Source organism: Streptomyces sp. GL_140, from assembly GCF_057834465.1.
Window position 1 is genome coordinate 4,194,864 of the sequence record NZ_CM174404.1, and the last position, 16,131, is coordinate 4,210,994.

General features: G+C 70.5%; 14 protein-coding genes and 1 tRNA gene. 8 read left to right on the plus strand and 7 right to left on the minus strand.

The features are described from left to right. Positions 1-189 precede the first annotated feature (189 nt). The 3 genes from AC3IYJ_RS19585 to AC3IYJ_RS19595 all read left to right on the plus strand — a co-directional run bounded on the left by AC3IYJ_RS19585 (position 190) and on the right by AC3IYJ_RS19595 (position 3,323). Positions 190-378, plus strand: a complete 189-nt coding sequence (locus AC3IYJ_RS19585; RefSeq protein WP_489402572.1) for a helix-turn-helix transcriptional regulator — start codon at positions 190-192, stop codon at positions 376-378. Positions 379-625: 247 nt separating this feature from the next. Continuing rightward, complete coding sequence (locus AC3IYJ_RS19590; RefSeq protein WP_489402573.1) at positions 626-1,852, plus strand: IS110 family RNA-guided transposase; 1,227 nt, start codon at positions 626-628, stop codon at positions 1,850-1,852. 85 nt (positions 1,853-1,937) lie between these two features. Next, positions 1,938-3,323: a tyrosine-type recombinase/integrase gene (locus tag AC3IYJ_RS19595; protein ID WP_489402861.1), complete on the plus strand. Its 1,386-nt coding sequence runs from the start codon at positions 1,938-1,940 to the stop codon at positions 3,321-3,323. Between the two features lie 145 nt (positions 3,324-3,468). On the opposite strand, the gene AC3IYJ_RS19600 is transcribed toward AC3IYJ_RS19595, so the two are convergent. The 5 genes from AC3IYJ_RS19600 to AC3IYJ_RS19620 all read right to left on the minus strand — a co-directional run bounded on the left by AC3IYJ_RS19600 (position 3,469) and on the right by AC3IYJ_RS19620 (position 7,917). Then, positions 3,469-3,553 (minus strand) — tRNA-Ser (locus tag AC3IYJ_RS19600). Between the two features lie 86 nt (positions 3,554-3,639). After that, on the minus strand, positions 3,640-4,698 hold the full coding sequence (locus AC3IYJ_RS19605) for a YeiH family protein (RefSeq protein ID WP_489402574.1): 1,059 nt from the start codon (positions 4,696-4,698) through the stop codon (positions 3,640-3,642). Further along, positions 4,698-5,252 carry a cysteine dioxygenase family protein gene (locus AC3IYJ_RS19610; protein WP_489402575.1) on the minus strand — a complete coding sequence of 185 codons (555 nt, stop codon included), beginning with the start codon at positions 5,250-5,252 and terminating at the stop codon, positions 4,698-4,700. Before AC3IYJ_RS19610 ends, AC3IYJ_RS19605 begins: the two co-directional genes overlap by 1 nt. A gap of 100 nt (positions 5,253-5,352) precedes the next feature. Further along, on the minus strand, positions 5,353-6,258 hold the full coding sequence (locus AC3IYJ_RS19615) for a LysR family transcriptional regulator (protein ID WP_489402576.1): 906 nt from the start codon (positions 6,256-6,258) through the stop codon (positions 5,353-5,355). 96 nt (positions 6,259-6,354) lie between these two features. After that, positions 6,355-7,917, minus strand: a complete 1,563-nt coding sequence (locus tag AC3IYJ_RS19620) for a S1C family serine protease (RefSeq protein WP_489402577.1) — start codon at positions 7,915-7,917, stop codon at positions 6,355-6,357. 234 nt (positions 7,918-8,151) lie between these two features. Here AC3IYJ_RS19620 and AC3IYJ_RS19625 point away from each other — a divergent pair, with 234 nt between their 5' ends. The 3 genes from AC3IYJ_RS19625 (at position 8,152) to AC3IYJ_RS19635 (ending at position 10,779) form a co-directional block, all read left to right on the plus strand. Beyond that, on the plus strand, positions 8,152-8,952 hold the full coding sequence (locus tag AC3IYJ_RS19625; protein WP_489402578.1) for a glycerophosphodiester phosphodiesterase: 801 nt from the start codon (positions 8,152-8,154) through the stop codon (positions 8,950-8,952). 171 nt (positions 8,953-9,123) lie between these two features. Beyond that, positions 9,124-9,639: an ATP-binding protein gene (locus AC3IYJ_RS19630; RefSeq protein ID WP_489402579.1), complete on the plus strand. Its 516-nt coding sequence runs from the start codon at positions 9,124-9,126 to the stop codon at positions 9,637-9,639. A gap of 165 nt (positions 9,640-9,804) precedes the next feature. Next, a complete protein-coding gene (locus AC3IYJ_RS19635; RefSeq protein WP_489402580.1) occupies positions 9,805-10,779 on the plus strand; it encodes a DUF5926 family protein in 975 nt (324 codons plus the stop codon). 220 nt (positions 10,780-10,999) lie between these two features. Here AC3IYJ_RS19635 and AC3IYJ_RS19640 read toward each other — a convergent pair whose 3' ends face one another. Further along, positions 11,000-11,632 carry a hypothetical protein gene (locus AC3IYJ_RS19640; RefSeq protein WP_489402581.1) on the minus strand — a complete coding sequence of 211 codons (633 nt, stop codon included), beginning with the start codon at positions 11,630-11,632 and terminating at the stop codon, positions 11,000-11,002. Positions 11,633-11,774: 142 nt separating this feature from the next. Next, positions 11,775-12,494 carry a bifunctional DNA primase/polymerase gene (locus AC3IYJ_RS19645; RefSeq protein ID WP_489402582.1) on the minus strand — a complete coding sequence of 240 codons (720 nt, stop codon included), beginning with the start codon at positions 12,492-12,494 and terminating at the stop codon, positions 11,775-11,777. 524 nt (positions 12,495-13,018) lie between these two features. Between AC3IYJ_RS19645 and AC3IYJ_RS19650 the strand changes: the two genes are divergently transcribed. After that, positions 13,019-14,503, plus strand: a complete 1,485-nt coding sequence (locus AC3IYJ_RS19650; protein ID WP_489402583.1) for a PP2C family protein-serine/threonine phosphatase — start codon at positions 13,019-13,021, stop codon at positions 14,501-14,503. 91 nt (positions 14,504-14,594) lie between these two features. Further along, complete coding sequence (locus AC3IYJ_RS19655) at positions 14,595-16,061, plus strand: aminopeptidase P family protein (RefSeq protein ID WP_489402584.1); 1,467 nt, start codon at positions 14,595-14,597, stop codon at positions 16,059-16,061. The last annotated feature ends 70 nt before the right edge of the window (positions 16,062-16,131 follow it).

Consider the following 16,131-nt stretch of genomic DNA (forward strand, 5'->3'; position numbering starts at 1 on the left):
CCTCGCCGCGTGCGAGCCGTCCGGTCTGACAGAACCGAGGTTTTCGAGGTTCTGTCAGAGTTTTTTGAGGTTTTGTCACGCGGCCCAAACCGGCCAAAACCGCAGCTCAGGGGCCACACGGCGAGGTTCTGTCAGTTCTGTCAGTACTTTCCGGGGTTTTCGCGCCCCGGACCGAGCTGAAGGAGCCCGATGCCCCGCCCGCAGATGCTCAAGCTCGCCGAAGTCCTCACCGAGATCGGCATGAGCCGAGCCGCCTTCTACCGGATGCGTGCCCGTGGACAAGGCCCGCGGCTCATCAAGCTGCCTAACGGCCAGCTACGTGTTCGCCGCGCGGATCTGGACGCCTGGCTGTCCGAGTGCGAGGAAGTCGCCGCCTAATGGGACGTATCGGGTCGTAGAGACTTGATGTCGTAGCCGCCAGCAGGTGAGCACTTTCGCTGCCGGAGCCCTTGAGCTCTGTGGTCAGACCGTGCCCCTGCTGGTCGGCCGGGAGGCCAAGACCGCTGATGGGATGGCGTGCCCGCCGAGCAGTGGGGCGTGAGCACTGGATCCATTAGGCCGCGTGCCGTGCCTTCCGCAGGCTGCCTGTACGACGAGACGAACGGAAACGAGCGGGAGAGAACTGTTGCTGCTGATAGGCGACGACTGGGCCGAAGACCACCACGATGTCGAGGTCCAGGACGAGACGGGCCGCAAACTGGCCGCCGTGAACCTGCCCGAAGGGGTGGAGGGCATCGCGAAACTGCACGCGCTCATCGCCAAGCACGGTGGCGCGGATGTGGACCCCGCCGGGGTGGTGGTCGGGATCGAGACCGACCGCGGGCCGTGGGTCCAGGCCCTGATCGCTTCCGGCTACCAGGTCTTCGCGATCAACCCCCGGCAGGTCAACCGGTTCAAGGAGCGGTATGCCTCCTCCGGAGCCAAGAGCGACAAGGGTGACGCGCACGCGCTGGCGGACATGGTCCGCATCGACCGGGACCAGCTGCGGCCGGTGGCCGGCGACAGCGAGCGGGCCCAGGCCGTCAAGGTCGTCGCCCGCGCCCACCAGACCCTGATCTGGGAACGCACGCGGACCTTCCAACGACTGCGCAACACCCTGCGTGAATACTTCCCCGCGGCCCTGAACGCATACGCCGACCTGGAGTTGACCAGCACGGACGCGCTCGAACTCCTCATCAAGGCACCCACCCCCGCGGCGGCGGCGAAGCTGACCCGCACCCAGATCACCGCCCCGCTCGCCCGGGCCCGCCGGCACCACCGGCCGCAGAAAGCGGCCACGATCCAGACCGCGCTGCGCGAGGAACACCTGGGCCTGCCCGAAGCAGTCACCGCCGCTTACGCGTCCGCCGCGAGCGCCCACGCACGCCTACTGATCAGCCTGAACGAACAGATAGCCGAGCTGGAGGGGCAGGTGAAGGCACATTTTCTCGCCCACCCGGACGCTGAGATCTACCTCTCGATGCCCGGCATCGCGGAGATCACCGGCGCCCGGGTGCTCGCCGAGTTCGGAGACGACCCCACCCGCTACACCTCCGCGAAAGCCCGCAAGAACTACGCCGGGACCAGCCCGATCACCCGGGCCTCCGGCAAGACCCACACCGTCCAGGCCCGCTACGTCCGCAACAACCGCCTCGGCGCCGCACTCCAGCTCCAGGCGTTCTCCGCCCTGCGCGGATCCCCCGGCGCCCGCCGCTACTACGACAAACAACGAGCCCGCGAAGCCGGCTACAACCCGGCCCTGCGTCAGGTCGGCAACCGCCTCGTAGGCATCCTCCACGGCTGCCTCAAGACCCGCACCCTCTACGACGAAGCGACCGCCTGGTCACACCACGCCCACCCCCATCCCGCTTGACACGAAACGTCATGGGATGTCTGACCTGCCCCGTCCAGAGAGAGGGCCCACCCTTCGGTGGGCCCTCTCTCCAATTGGAGAGAAATTGCTGACCTACGACGTTGATATCTGGTCCATCCGGGAGCGGAAGGGGCGCCCCAAGCCGTTCGAGCTTCGGTGGCGAGCAGGTGAGCGACCGCACTCCCGAAGCTTCAAGCTCAAGGTGCAGGCTGACGGTCGCCGTTCCGAGCTGCTCGCCGCGCTGCGGAACCGGGAACAGTTCGACGAGCAGACCGGCCTGCCAGCCTCGGAGTTCGAAGCCCTGAGTACGCCTACGTGGTACGAGCACGCCACGGCCTACGTGCTGATGAAGTGGCCGAAGGCCGCGGCCAAGCACCGTGCGAGCATCGCCGAGACGTTCGCCACCGTGACACCGGCGTTCGTTTCCAGCTCACGCGGCGCTCCCGACTCCGCCGTCTTGCGGAAAGCCCTGTACGGGTGGGCGTTCCGCGCGGTACAGGCAGACGACGGACCTCTTCGTCTGCGTCACGAGGTCGAGACGCCGCCGGAGGACATCGCAGCCGCCCTCGCCTGGGTCGCATCGAGCACAGTCAAGATGACCGAGGTTGCGCGGTCCGAACGCCTACGTGGGGCCCTTGATGCCCTGTCCAAGAAGCTCAATGGGAAGCCCGCGGCCGACAACACGGTGAACCGGAAGCGCATGGTCATGAGCAACGCTCTGCGCTACGCCGTGGAGCGCGGCACCCTCCCCGCGAACCCCCTCGGCCGTCTCGACTGGACCGCGCCCGACAAGGACGACGAAGTCGACTTCCGGTACGTACCCAACCCCGACCAGGCTGCGGCTCTGATCGACGCCGTAAGGCAGTCCGGCGGCCGGGGGGACCACATGGCCGCCTTCTTCGGCTGCCTGTACTACGCGGCCATGCGCCCTTCAGAGATCGCTGCCCTGCGCGCTGCTGACTGCACCTTGCCCGCAACCGGGTGGGGAGAGCTGGTCCTCGCGGGAAGCCGACCCGAGGTCGGTTCGGGGTGGACCGACGACGGGCAGTCGTTCGAGCAGCGCGGACTGAAGCGGCGGGCCCGGACAGCAACCAGGTCCGTACCCATCCCGCCCGTCCTGACCTCGATGCTCCGGGACCACAAGGAGAAGTACGGGGTCGCCGACGACGGTCGCCTCTTCCGGGCCGCGCAGGGGGGACGGGTCCGCTCTACGGAGTACTGCAACCTCTGGGACGCGGCGCGACACAAAGCCCTGCCGGCGGAAGAGGCCAAGACGCCACTCGCAGACGTGCCGTACTCGCTCCGGCACGCGGGGGTGTCCCTGTGGATCAACTCCGGCGTGGACCCGATGGAGGTCGCGCAACGAGCCGGGCACAGCCTCACGGTGCTCTTCCGCTTCTACGCCAAGATCCTGAAGGGCCAGCAGTCCCGAGCGAACGAGCTCATCGAGAAGGGTCTCAGCGGCGGGTAAGCCCCCGGGTTTGGCCCACACATGGCCCATACGCGCTGGTCAACAGCGGGATACGGGCGGTCCAAGGTGAGACAGGGTGAGCAGAGAGGGCGGGCACCCGAATCGGGTACCCGCCCTCTGACCTGCTACTTCTCTGACCTGCAAGCGGTGGGTGTGGGATTTGAACCCACGGTGACTCGCGCCACGACGGTTTTCAAGACCGTTCCCTTAGGCCGCTCGGGCAACCCACCTGGCGGGTACAGAGTACCGGGCGGTGGGGGTTGGCGGCGCTGCGGATTTCCGCAGTCGGGCGGCCCGGGTCCCGGGCACTCCAGGGCTACGAGGTGAGGAGGACACCTCCGTAGGAGACCCCCGCCACCACCAGCCAGGAAGCCAGGCCCAGAAGGGCCGCGCGGCCTCCGGTACGGGAGAGGGCCGGGAGGTTGACCGCGGAGCCGAGCCCGAACAGGGCCGATGCCAGCAGCAGTTCCTGCGCGGTGTGCGCCCATTCCAGCGCCACCTCCGGCAGGGCCCCCGTGGCACGGAGCGCGGCCGCCGCGAGGAACCCGGCCACGAACAGCGGTACCGGCGCCGGCCGACGGCCCGAGGAGGTGCGCACCCCACGCTTGCGGGCACGCGCCGAGAAGGCCACCGCCGCCACCAGCGGGGCCAGCATCGCCACCCGCATCAGCTTGACCAGCACGGCTTCGCCGAGCGCCTCCGGGCCCGCGGTCTGGGCCGTCGCCACCACCTGGCCGACGTCATGGACGCTGGCACCCACCCAGCGGCCGAACTCCGGATCGGAGAGCCCCAACGGGGAGTGGAGCAGGGGAAGTACCGCAATGGCCAGGGTCCCGCAGAGGGTGACCAGGGCGACCGAGGAGGCCACGTCCTCCTCGTCGCTGCCGGAAACCTCGCTGACGGCGCCGATGGCCGAGGCACCGCAGATCGAGTATCCGGTGGCGATCAGCAGGGGCTGGTCGCCCGGGAGGCCGAGCCTGCGGCCGAGCCAGAGGGTACCGAAGAAGGTCGCCGCCACCACGGCGCCCACCATCGCCACCGTGGCCCAGCCCAGCCGGAGCACCTGGTCCAGGCCCAGCGCCAGGCCCAGCAGGACGATGCCGATCCGCATCAGCCGCTTCACGGCCAGGGAGAGGCCCGGGCGCGCGGAGCCCCGTACGAAGCCCCGTAGGCCCGGAAGGTGTGCGGCGGTGATGCCGAGCACCACCGCCGCCGTCAGCATCGGGACCCACGGAGCAAGTCTGTGCAGGGACCAGGCCACCAGGACTCCGGCCGCCGCCAGCCCCAATCCGGGCCACGGCGAGGATGTTTCACGTGAAACATTGCCAGGGGTCGACGAACCAGGCTTGCTCTGCGGGCGGTTCAGCAGGGCCATCAGTCGGCCGGGAGGGTGTAGACGCGGCGGACACTGCTGCCCAGGCGAACGACGTCGGCCCCGTAGACGTGGAGGGAAATCGCCTTTGTGCGACAGGAGTTGCGAACCTTGTGGATGTCACCGGGCGGAGCGAACCCGCAGACGTCCCCGGGGCCGTTGACCACGTGTTCCGTCGGCACCAGGTGGGCTCCGGAGGTGGTGGTGGCCGGGGCCAGGCGATAGCGGAGCTCGCTCTCCTCGCCTTGGTGCACGCCGGCCACGCACCACGAGACGTGGTCGTGGATGGCGGTCTCCTGACCCGGCAGCCACACCAGGGCAACAACCGAGAAGCTGCCGTCCGGCTCCGCGTGCAGGACGTGCTGCCGGTAGCGGTCGGGATGACCCTCGCACTGGTCGGCGGCGAGCAGGCCGGGCGTCCCCAGGTGGGGAGCGAGCCGCTCACCGACCAGGTAGGCGGTCAGATCGGGGGCCAGACCCCGTTCGACGACCGTACGGATCTCATCGACGAGGGCGGCCATCCTCACGGTCGTGCGGGCCGGCGTGGTGGCGGTCATGTGCGCAGCGTCGACGAGCCCACCCATCACGTCCAACGACAGTTCTGAGCCGAATTCCCAAGCCCCGCTTATGGGTTGTCGGCGGCCTCCCCCGGTTCGGTCAGCAGCCGATCCGGTTCGACGCAGCCTGCCTCAAGGCGTCCAGTACCGCTGCCGTCGCGGGAATCCGCAGATGGTCGCGGTACACGTGGGCGGAGATGTGGCGGCGGGCGGCCGGTTCCAGGGGGCGTCCGCACACCTTGGCCAGGGAGAGCGAGGGGAGCACCAGCGCGGGCATCATGGCGACGCCCAGCCCCTGGGTGACCAGGCTCTGCACCACCAGGTTGTCGTCGGTGGCGAAGCGGATGTCGGGGACGAAGCCCAGCTCCGCGCATTCGTGCAGCAGGTTCGCCCGGCAGCGCGGGCAGCCCGCGATCCACCGTTCCTCGGCGAGGTCCGCCAGGTGCACGGCCCGCCGCCGGGCCAGCGGATGCCCGGTCGGCAGCAGCACCGTCAGCTGGTCCTCCAGCAGCCTGACCTCGGCGACCGCCTCCGGGATCTCCTCGTGCAGCCCGGGATAGGTGAAGGCCAAAGTGATGTCGCACTCGCCGCGCTCCAGCCTGCGCAGGGAGTCCGGGGGCTCGCCCTCCAGCAGCTCGACCTGGATGCCCGGGTGGTCCTTGGCCAGACCGCTCAGGGCTTCCGGGACGATGGTGACGTTGGCACTGGGGAATCCGCAGAGCCGGACGCGGCCGGTCCGCAGCCGGGCGTAGGCCTTCAGCTGGGCCTCGGCGGCGGAGAGACTGCCGAGGATGGACTCGGCGTGCCGTGCCATGGATTCCCCGGCCTCGGTGAGCTGCATCCGGCGCCCGACGCGGGTGAACAGCGGGGTGCCGGCGGCGCGTTCGAGCGCCTTCATCTGCTGGGTGATCGCGGGCTGGGTGTACCCCAGGACGCGCGCGGCGGCCGAGTAGGACCCGGAGGCCACTACTTCGTGAAACGTCCGTATGTGCCGCGAATCGAACACCCTTGAAGCATAAGCGGATGTTGGGAGGGGCCGCAGGCGGAATCCCGTCTGCGGCCCCTCCCCATCAAGCCAGTTGGGCCCGTGGCCCGGTGCCTGCTACTTGTCGCCCACCCGCGAGCCGAAGGTGATGTCCACGGTGGTCGGCTTGCCGCCGCGCAGGTAGGTGAGCTTCACCGTGTCGCCCGGCTTGTACGTCCAGATCTCGCTGATCAGGGTCGGGCCGCTGTCGATCGTCTTATCCCCCAGCTGAGTGATGATGTCGCCGGGCTTGAGGCCGGCCTTGCCGGCCGGGCCGTTCGGGTCGACGAGCTCGTTGGCGGACGCGCCGCTCTCCGAGATCTTGGCGCCCTCGGTCTTGGCCGCGAGGTCCACGGAGACCGAGATCACCGGGTAGACCGGCTTGCCCGTCTTGATCAGCGACTCGGCCACATTCTTCGCCTGGTTGATCGGGATGGCGAACCCGAGGCCGATGGAGCCGGCCTGGCCTCCGCCGAAGCCGCCGTTGCCCGCCGACTGGATCGCGGAGTTGATGCCGATGACCGCGCCGCGGCCGTCGAGCAGCGGGCCGCCGGAGTTGCCCGGGTTGATCGAGGCGTCCGTCTGGAGGGCGCTCATGTACGAATTCTTGCCGCCGGAGCCGTCACCGGAGGCGACCGGGCGGTTCTTGGCACTGACGATGCCGGTCGTGACCGTGTTGGACAGGCCGAAGGGGGCGCCGATCGCGATGGTCGAGTCGCCGACGGCGACCTTGTCCGAGTCGCCGAGGGGGAGCGGCTTGAGGCCGGAGGGCGGGGTCTTGAGCTTGATGACCGCCACGTCGTAGCCCTGCGCCCGGCCGACGACCTCGGCCTCGTACTTCTTGCCGTCCGAGAACGTCGCGGTGAGCTTGCCACCGTTGGCCGCGGAGGCCACCACGTGGTTGTTGGTCAGGATGTGGCCCTGCTGGTCGTAGACGAACCCGGTACCGGTGCCGCCCTCGCCGTCTCCGGCCGAGGCCTCGATGGTGACCACGCTGGGCAGCGCGCCGGCGGCCAGGCCCGCGACGGAGCCGGCCTCGCGCTTGAGGTCCTTGGGGGTGTTTCCGGCGCTGACCGTGGTCGAGCCGGAACCCTTGGAGCTCCGGTCGGCCGCCCAGTAGCCGACGCCACCGCCGACGCCGCCCGCGAGGAGCGCCGCCACGAGAACGCCGGCGATCATGCCGCCCTTGCCCTTCGGCTTGGGCTGCGGAGCTCCGTCCGCGATCGGCGGAACGCCCCAGGCGCCACCGCCCTGGCCGCCGTCGGTCGTGTACGCGGGGGCCGCGGGCGGCGGGGGAGGCCAGCCCTCGGCGCCGTGGGCCTGCTGTGCCTGCGGTGCGGGAGCCGAAGCGGGCGCCTCGGCGTAGACCGGAGCCTGCGCGTACGCGGGAGCCTCGGGGGGCGCGGCCGGGGCCGGGGACGAAGTCTGGGGGAGCTGCTGGGTCGGCTCGGCGCCGGGAGCCGGCGCCGGCGGCAGCTGCTGGGTCACCGGCTCCGCGGCCGCGGGCACCGCCAGCCGTGCGTCTACGGGCGCGGGAGCGGCCGGGGTGGCAGGCGCCTCGGGGGCGGGAGCGGCCACCGGGGGTACGGGCGGGGCCGCGGGGGGTGTCGGGGCCGCGGTGCCCTCGTTCTCGGTGTTCACAGCGCTCTCTCCTCGTCACACACGGCTTCAAAAATCTGGCGATATCGGTCCGGCTGAACGTTCGACGTGCCGTACAAGTTCCTGGGCAAAGCCTTTCCCATGACCCGTCAGAGCACTGTAAGCCGGACCTGTGAGTCTCCCCCATCCTTTATCTCCGACATTTCGGGCGCATCCGCAGATGCACCCATCAAGCTCCCCCGACATCGGGACCCCCTCCGGTGGCACCATGGCCCCGTGACCCACGCAACGCCGCGCCCCATCCAGGTCGTCGCCCACCGCGGCGCCTCGGAGGATGCCCCCGAGCACACCCTGGCCGCCTACCGAAAGGCCATCGAGGACGGGGCCGACGCCCTCGAATGCGATGTCCGGCTCACCGCCGACGGCCATCTGGTCCTCGTCCACGACCGCCGGGTCAACCGCACTTCCAACGGGCGGGGCGCCGTCTCCGCCCTGGAGCTCGCCGATCTCGCCGCCCTCGATTTCGGCTCGTGGAAGGACCGCGAGGAGTCCCCCGACTGGGACGCCGACCCCGAGCGCACCTCCGTGCTCACCCTGGAGCGACTGCTGGAGCTGGTCGCGGACGCCGGACGGCCGGTGCAGCTGGCGATCGAGACGAAGCACCCGACGCGCTGGGCCGGACAGGTGGAGGAGCGCCTGCTCTTCCTCCTCAAGCGCTTCGGCCTGGACGCCCCGCCCGCCGAGGGCCCGCACCCGGTCCGGGTGATGAGCTTCTCCGCGCGCTCCCTGCACCGGATGAGGGCGTCCGCACCGACCATCCCGACCGTGTACCTGATGCAGTTCATCTCGCCCCGGATGCGGGACGGGCGGCTGCCGGCCGGGGTGCGGATCGCGGGTCCTGGGATGCGGATCGTGCGCAACCACCCGGGCTTCATCCGCAAGCTTCAGGCCACGGGTCACCCCGTACACGTGTGGACGGTAAATGATCCAGAAGACGTTCAGCTCTGCGCTGATTTGGGTGTGGAAGCGATCATCACGAACAGACCCCGACAGGTTCTGTCACAACTAGGGCGCTGACGTCCCCTTTTGCACACCCGCCTCACGCGACCCGTTCGTAACGGGGTGTGCACCGGCGCATCCGCTCCGCATTCGGTCATGACGAATGCGCCAGAGGCCTCCGCTTCGGCGGTTTCCGGTCCAGGCCATTGGGGCATCCAGACCATGCGTGGGGCTAAGGAGGTTCCGGGGGTGGCGTTGGTGGTGGCACAGGAAGTGCCCACGTCGTCGTGCATGGACATACGCCATGGTCCTGCGGGCGTGGGCGAAGCGAGACACCGGATGCGCGAACAATTGCGCGTCAATGGGGTGTCCGAATCGGTCGTGGACGACGCAGTTCTGATCCTTTCCGAACTGCTCAGCAATGCCTGCCGACACGGCAGACCGCTGGGCGCGCGGGAGATCGGAGAGGGCGAGATACGCGCGTCGTGGTGCGTCGACAAGGCGGGGCGGCTGACGGTCGAGGTCACGGACGGAGGCGGGCCCACCCGCCCGATCCCGGCCACGCCTTCGGTCACCGCGCGAGGCGGGCGGGGGCTGAACATCATCAGCGCCCTGGCCCAGGACTGGGGTGTCCGGGATGGAGCGGCAGGCGAAGTCACCGTATGGGTGACTGTTGCCTGTGGGGCCCGGCACGAGGATTTCGCTACGCGCGTCGCGCCCCCGGCGATCGACTTCTGTACGGCCTTCGACGATCTGGATTCCTGATCTCTCCCTGATCTCTCATTTCCGGTCTCCGAGAAGGCAGATGGCGGCCGTCCGGGAGCGCACGCCGACCGTGCTCCCGGCCGCACCCCACCGGTTCCGGCGGTACGAACGGCTAGGCTCGCGCCCAGACCGACGCCGTACCGCCGCAACCGGGAGACACCCACGATGGCCAAGAAGCGCCCCGCCGCGAAGACCGCAAAGCCGCAGCTCAACAACGGGGAGATCCCGGTGGTGGGCGCCCGCGAGCCCTGCCCCTGCGGATCCGGGCGCCGTTACAAGGCCTGTCACGGCGCGGCCGCCGCGCACGCCGTCACCGAGCACGTGGCCCGCCCCTTCGAGGGCCTGCCCGGCGAATGCGACTGGGTGGCACTGCGCGAGCTCGTCCCCGCCGCCACCATCCCGCTCACCCTCAAGGGCGGCCTGCCCGAGGGCGTCCCCTCCGTCACGCTGGTGACCGTACTCCCGCTGGCCTCTCCGGCACTGCGGCGCGAGGACGGCTCCATCCTGCTCGGCCTGCAGAACGACTCGACCTCCGGCGACCTCTCCCGGGACATGGCCGACACCCTGGAGCGCGCGATCGCCGCCGAGCCGGGCACCGTCGTCGCGGCCCGCCGGGTTCCCGCCGAGGGTCCGCGACTTCAGGGTCTCCTGGCCGCCGACGGCGTTTTCGAGCCGGTTGTCCACAGCGGCTTCGAATTCTGGATTCCGGAGGCGGAGAGCGCCCAGAACGCCTCGCCCGAGATCGCCGCCTCCCTGGAGCGCGCCAACGCGGCCGCCATCCCGACCGTCAAGCTGGCCGGCGTGGACTCCGCCTACTGGTGCGAGACCCCGGACAAGAACCACCTGCGCTGGGTCATGCCACAGCCGGAGGAGAAGCTGCTCGACGCGCTCGCGCGACTGCACGCGGCGGGCACGTCCTCGCTCGGCGAAGGCACCAAGCTCGTCGGCTCCTTCCGCGCGCACGGGCTGATGGTCCCCGTCTGGGATCTGCCCACCGGCGTCTCGGCCGACGACGTGGAGAAGCCGGCCGCCGAGCTCGCGGAGCGGCTGGCCGCGGCGCTGGCCACGGACGCGCCGCTGACCACGGAGGAGCGCCGCGCCCGCGGGGGTCTCACCAACCGCCAGGTGACGCTCAGCTGATCGGCTGCCGGGGCCCGTCTGCGGGCCCCGGCGCCGGAGTGTGACGGGTCCTCGGCAACCGGTGACCCGAGTCACAACTCCCGCTAATCGCCTGCAAATCGGTGTCTGAATATCAGAGATCGAATTTGCGAACAGGCGATCTCTTGTTACCGTTCTTGTAGCCCGGTCGCTGGTGCATCCCCCGTCGCCAGCGACCGGGCCCTTGATTTTCCGGTGATGTTCAACGATCACCCAGGACCGGCGAGTTGCTCCCGGACCGCAGAAGCAGCGTCCCTTCCGCATCCGGAACTGCAAATTCCGCCACGGCCGAGTAGGCATCCGCCGTTCCGGCCGAGGGATCTTTCGGCGTCTCGCACAATCCCGGCTCGTCACCCGCACCGACCGCGCAGCGAATCTGCACCGTCCGCCCGGCGGGCCCCATCACCGTGAGCACCGCGTCCAGCGGGCGACCGCTGGTGTTCCGGTAGTAGCTGCGCCCCCAGGTCCGCCCCTCACCGGTGAGCACGCAGGTCTGGGCCTCCACGCCCTGGGGAGCGGAGAGTTCGGGTCCGCAGTGCGCGTCCGTACGAGGCTGTTCGGCCGGTCCCGGCCGGGCGGGCGCCGCCGCCGAAGCCGCTGCGGATGCGGCTGCCGACGCGGCTCCGGACGTGGCCGCGGGTACGTGCGTACGGGGCCGGCCGGAATCGGAACCACCGCCGGAATCGGGAGAGCCGCCGAGGCCGAAGGTGGAGAGCAGCCCTCCGCCTTTTCCGTCACTCTGACCGGCGAAATCCGGCCCGGCGATCGCTCCCGCGAGTGGAAGCGACAAGATGATCAACACACCGGCGCCGATACCGATCAGGCGGAGATTCATTCGCCGAAGATAGCGATGCGGGAATGGGGCGCGGAGATCCCCGCGCCCAATTCCCTTGGAAACTCGTCACGCTGGCACCCGTACGAGTGATCCACGGGCGCCACGCACACCCGTTAGGGCCGCCGGGCCGGGCGTGCCCGCGTCAGTACGCGAGCCGGCTGCCGCCGCCGGAGGCCCCGCTGCTCGCCTCGACCAGCGCGTCCACGACCGCCTCCACCTCCGGAAGCCACAGTTCCCGGGCCACCGCGCCGGAGCCGACGGCGCCGCCCGGCTCGCGCTCCCACCGCACGTGGCCGCCGCCGGTCGCGGCGGAGGGCGGCAGCAGCAAGTAGCCGCCCTCACCGTGGAATCGCAGCGAGGAGGGCACGTGGTCCTTCGCGTAGAGCAGCTCGCCGAGCCGCTCCAGCGAGTACGGCGCCACGAGCAGCGACCACCTCGTGGGCGTGGCCACGATCGGCCCGAGCCGCATGCCCTGCGCGTCGAGCCGTACGACGGCACGCGCCGCTGCGGCGGCCGGCAGGCTCACCGCACAGGGCGCGGACCCGCCGGTGGCCAGCAGGACCGAGGCGCCGGGCCGGTTGGCCCACCACCAGGCGACCATCCGGGGGTCGGTGGTGGCCGCGAGCAGCCCGGGATCGAAGGGATGCGCGCCGGGTACGACGCAGTCGGGGTCGGGGCAGGCGCACCGCGTGAGGTCGGCGCCGGAGCGCCCGACTCCGGGCAGTACGGGCCACTGCCAGGTGACGGCGCAGTCGAGCGCCGCGTCGAGGTGGGCCGCCGCATCGCCCTGCGGCGGGGCGGGGCGCAGGGATTGCAGCCGATTGCGGAGCCGCTGGAGACGCCTTCCGAGGATCTCGCGCATGAGCGCTCGTTCCTTTCCGTTGAACGCCGAGGGGCCACATCACACCATGTAAGCGGTGTTTCACCACACGTACACGTTTCGCGTCACTGTCCGCCAGAAGCAGGTTCACACGGTTCGTGCAGTTTTCTTACGGGTCCATGAAACGTCCGACCGGGGCGGAACACGACCCGCGCCGGCACCGGAACGGCTGTCGTCGATGGGGACGACGGTCCGTGCCAGGCGGTTCCCGACGGGTGCCGGGCTGCGCCAACTGTCCCCGCGCGCCATCGATTACGTACCCGGACCGGCCTGCGGACCCGCCCAGTCGACCGCAAAAACCATCCGCTTCCCCCATTTTCCGGCCAAGTTCTAGCCCCGACCGGACAGTGAGTTGCCGTCCCACGGACACCAGGATTCCCACAGGGGCAATGCTGGACATCGCTCCTCGTCTGCGTGTAGATGTGGATTCATAGAAGGCGGCGCAGCATGATCTGGGGGTTTGCGATGCTAAATGGCGAATCGCACCAGCTGGAAAGGCGGACGCCATGAGCGCCCCGCATTTGCCGAAAGTGGCTGGAATCGATCCAGCAGTTACAGCGTCCCCGCACACTGTGGCGCCCACACCGATGTCCACCACCACGTCCACGCCCGCTCGCACGGCCCACGCTACGGCGCAGGGTCCCGCCGCGAGCTCGGTGATCCAGGACCGCCTGGCGGGCATGGTCTCGGACCTCACGACCCTCCACGAACTCACCGAGCGGCTCGCCCGCGCCCGTGACCTCGGCTCCTCCCTCCAGGAGTTCCTGCGCGCCGGAGCCGCCCTGGTCGGCGCCCGCCGCGGCCTGATCGCCCTGGAGCCGTCCGACGGCCTCGGCCCCACCACCACGATCGGCCTCGGCCTCGGCCGCGCCGACCTCGGGCACATCGAGACGGTGCCGCGCAGTGCCACCTCGTACGGCCGCATCCTCGACGGGCTGCCCGACGCCCACGGGGGCTCCGAGGTGCTCCCCGAACCGGGCGTGACCTCCGTCCCCGGCTCCGGCGCGTACGCCACCCCCGTCGACCCCCGCCACCGCGAGGTCGCCGCCCGCCTCGGCTACGCGGCCAGCTACACGCTGCCGCTGACCGCCGAGGCCACCGGCCGGCTCGGTGCGGCCGTCTGGCTCTACGACGAACAGGCCGAGCCCAGCGACCGCCAGCGCGACCTGGTCGGGCTGTACGTACGACACGCCTGCGAGCACCTGGCCCGGATGCTGGAGGTGGAGCGCTCCCGCTCCGACCTGGCCACCGTCTCCGAGGAGCTCCTGCCCAGCAGGCTGCCCCGCGTCTCCGGGGTCCAGCTCGCCGCCCGGCACCACACCGGCCCGCGCGGCGGAGGCGACTGGTACGACGCCCTGCCGCTGCCCGAAGGCGCCCTCGGGCTGGCCGTCGGCTCGGTCACCGGCTCCGGCCCGAGCGCCATCGCCGCGATGGGACGGCTGCGGGCCTCGCTCCGAGCGTACGCCGTCATGGAGGGCGAGGATCCCGTCGCGGTCCTCTCCGACCTGGAGCTGCTGCTGCGCCTGACCGAGCCCGCACGCTCGGCCACCGCGCTCTTCGCCTACTGCGAGCCCGCCGGGACCTCCCCCTCGGGCGGCCAGGGGCGGAAGATCATCCTGGCCGGGGCGGGGCACACCCCGCCGCTGCTGATCGGCGAACGGCGCACGGAGTACGTGGAGACCACGCTCTCCGCTCCGCTGGGGATGCTGTCCTGCTGGGAGGCGCCGAGCGTGGAGATCGAGCCCGCGCCCGGAGAAACGGTGCTTCTTTACACCGACGGTCTGCTGCGGCGGACCGGCGACCCGATGGACCGCGCGTACGCGCGGCTGCACGCCGCTGCCGCGGGAATCCCCCGTAGCGCCCGTGAGGACCCGGCCGCCATCTGCGACCACATCCTGCGGACGGTACTGCCGGAGGGAGGCCCGTCCGACGGTGCTCCGCCCGCCGGCGCGGACGAGGACATCGTGCTGCTCGCGGCCCGGTTCGACTGATTTGTCACAGGGATCGCCGGTCACCTTCCGCTCACACATACGATGGCTGAGGCCCATACCCGGTCCGTGTCCGTCGTACTGAGGAGAAGACGTGGCTGACGAGCTCACCCCGGAGACCCCGGAAGAAGAGCAGCCCCAGAAGAAGCACAAGCAGCGCAAGAACGGGCTGTACCCGGGCGTCAGCGAGGAACTCGCGGAGAGCATGCGCACCGGCTGGGCGGACACCGAGCTGCGCGGTCTGGAGCCGATCGCCCAGGCCGCGCACACCGCCGCCCGCCGCGCCTCGCTGTCCGCGCGTTTCCCCGGCGAGCGCCTCGTCGTGCCCGCCGGCCGGCTGAAGACCCGCTCGAACGACACGGAGTACCCCTTCCGTGCCTCGACCGAGTACGCGTACCTCACCGGTGACCAGACCGAGAACGGCGTCCTGGTCCTGGAGCCCGCGGGGGAGACGGGCCACCACGCCACCGTCTACCTGCTGCCCCGCTCCGACCGCGAGAACGGAGAGTTCTGGCTCTCCGGCAGCGGTGAGCTGTGGGTCGGCCGCCGCCACTCCCTCACCGAGGCCGAGCAGCTGCTGGGCATCCCCGCCAAGGACGTGCGCAAGCTCGCCGAGGAGCTGACCGAGGCCGAGGGCCCGGTCCGCAACGTGCGCGGCCACGACTCCGTCATCGAGGCGGCCCTGACCGACAAGGTCACCAAGGAGCGCGACGAGGAACTGCGCGTCCACCTCTCCGAGGCCCGCGCCGTGAAGGACGCCTTCGAGATCGGCGAACTGCAGAAGGCCGTCGACTCCACTGTGCGCGGCTTCGAGGACGTCGTGAAGGTGCTCGACAAGGCCGAGGCCACCTCCGAGCGCTACATCGAGGGCACCTTCTTCCTGCGCGCCCGCGTCGAGGGCAACGACGTCGGCTACGGCTCCATCTGCGCCGCCGGCCCGCACGCCTGCACCCTGCACTGGGTCCGCAACGACGGCGACGTCCGCTCCGGCGACCTGCTGCTGCTCGACGCCGGCGTGGAGACCCACACCCTCTACACCGCCGACGTCACGCGCACCCTGCCGATCAGCGGCACGTACACCGACATCCAGCGCAAGATCTACGACGCGGTCTACGAGTCCCAGGAAGCCGGCATCGCCGCCGTCAAGCCGGGTGCGAAGTTCCGCGACTTCCACGACGCCTCGCAGCACGTGCTCGCCGAGAAGCTCGTCGAGTGGGGCCTGCTGGAGGGCCCGGTCGAGCGTGTTCTGGAGCTCGGCCTGCAGCGCCGCTGGACCCTGCACGGCACCGGTCACATGCTCGGCATGGACGTCCACGACTGCGCCGCCGCGCGCGTCGAGGCGTACGTGGCCGGCACGCTGGAGCCCGGCATGTGCCTCACCGTCGAGCCCGGTCTCTACTTCCAGGCCGACGACCTGACGGTGCCGCAGGAGTACCGCGGCATCGGCGTCCGGATCGAGGACGACATCCTCGTCACCGAGGACGGCAACCGGAACCTGTCGGCCGGTCTGCCCCGCACCTCCGACGACGTCGAGGCGTGGATGGCGCAGCTCAAGGGCTGACGCCGCCGTTCGGCCAGGTGGGCGGGATCCCCTCCGGGGTCCCGCCCACCGGCGCGTCCAGGCCGTCTCT

Coding starts and splice junctions, on each gene's coding strand:
- AC3IYJ_RS19650 (WP_489402583.1), top strand. CDS start 13,019: ATGAGCGCCCCGCATTTGCCGAAAGTGGCTGGAATCGATCCAGCAGTT.
- AC3IYJ_RS19605 (WP_489402574.1), bottom strand. CDS start 4,698: ATGGCCCTGCTGAACCGCCCGCAGAGCAAGCCTGGTTCGTCGACCCCT.
- AC3IYJ_RS19640 (WP_489402581.1), bottom strand. CDS start 11,632: ATGAATCTCCGCCTGATCGGTATCGGCGCCGGTGTGTTGATCATCTTG.
- AC3IYJ_RS19610 (WP_489402575.1), bottom strand. CDS start 5,252: ATGACCGCCACCACGCCGGCCCGCACGACCGTGAGGATGGCCGCCCTC.
- AC3IYJ_RS19585 (WP_489402572.1), top strand. CDS start 190: ATGCCCCGCCCGCAGATGCTCAAGCTCGCCGAAGTCCTCACCGAGATC.
- AC3IYJ_RS19645 (WP_489402582.1), bottom strand. CDS start 12,494: ATGCGCGAGATCCTCGGAAGGCGTCTCCAGCGGCTCCGCAATCGGCTG.
- AC3IYJ_RS19635 (WP_489402580.1), top strand. CDS start 9,805: ATGGCCAAGAAGCGCCCCGCCGCGAAGACCGCAAAGCCGCAGCTCAAC.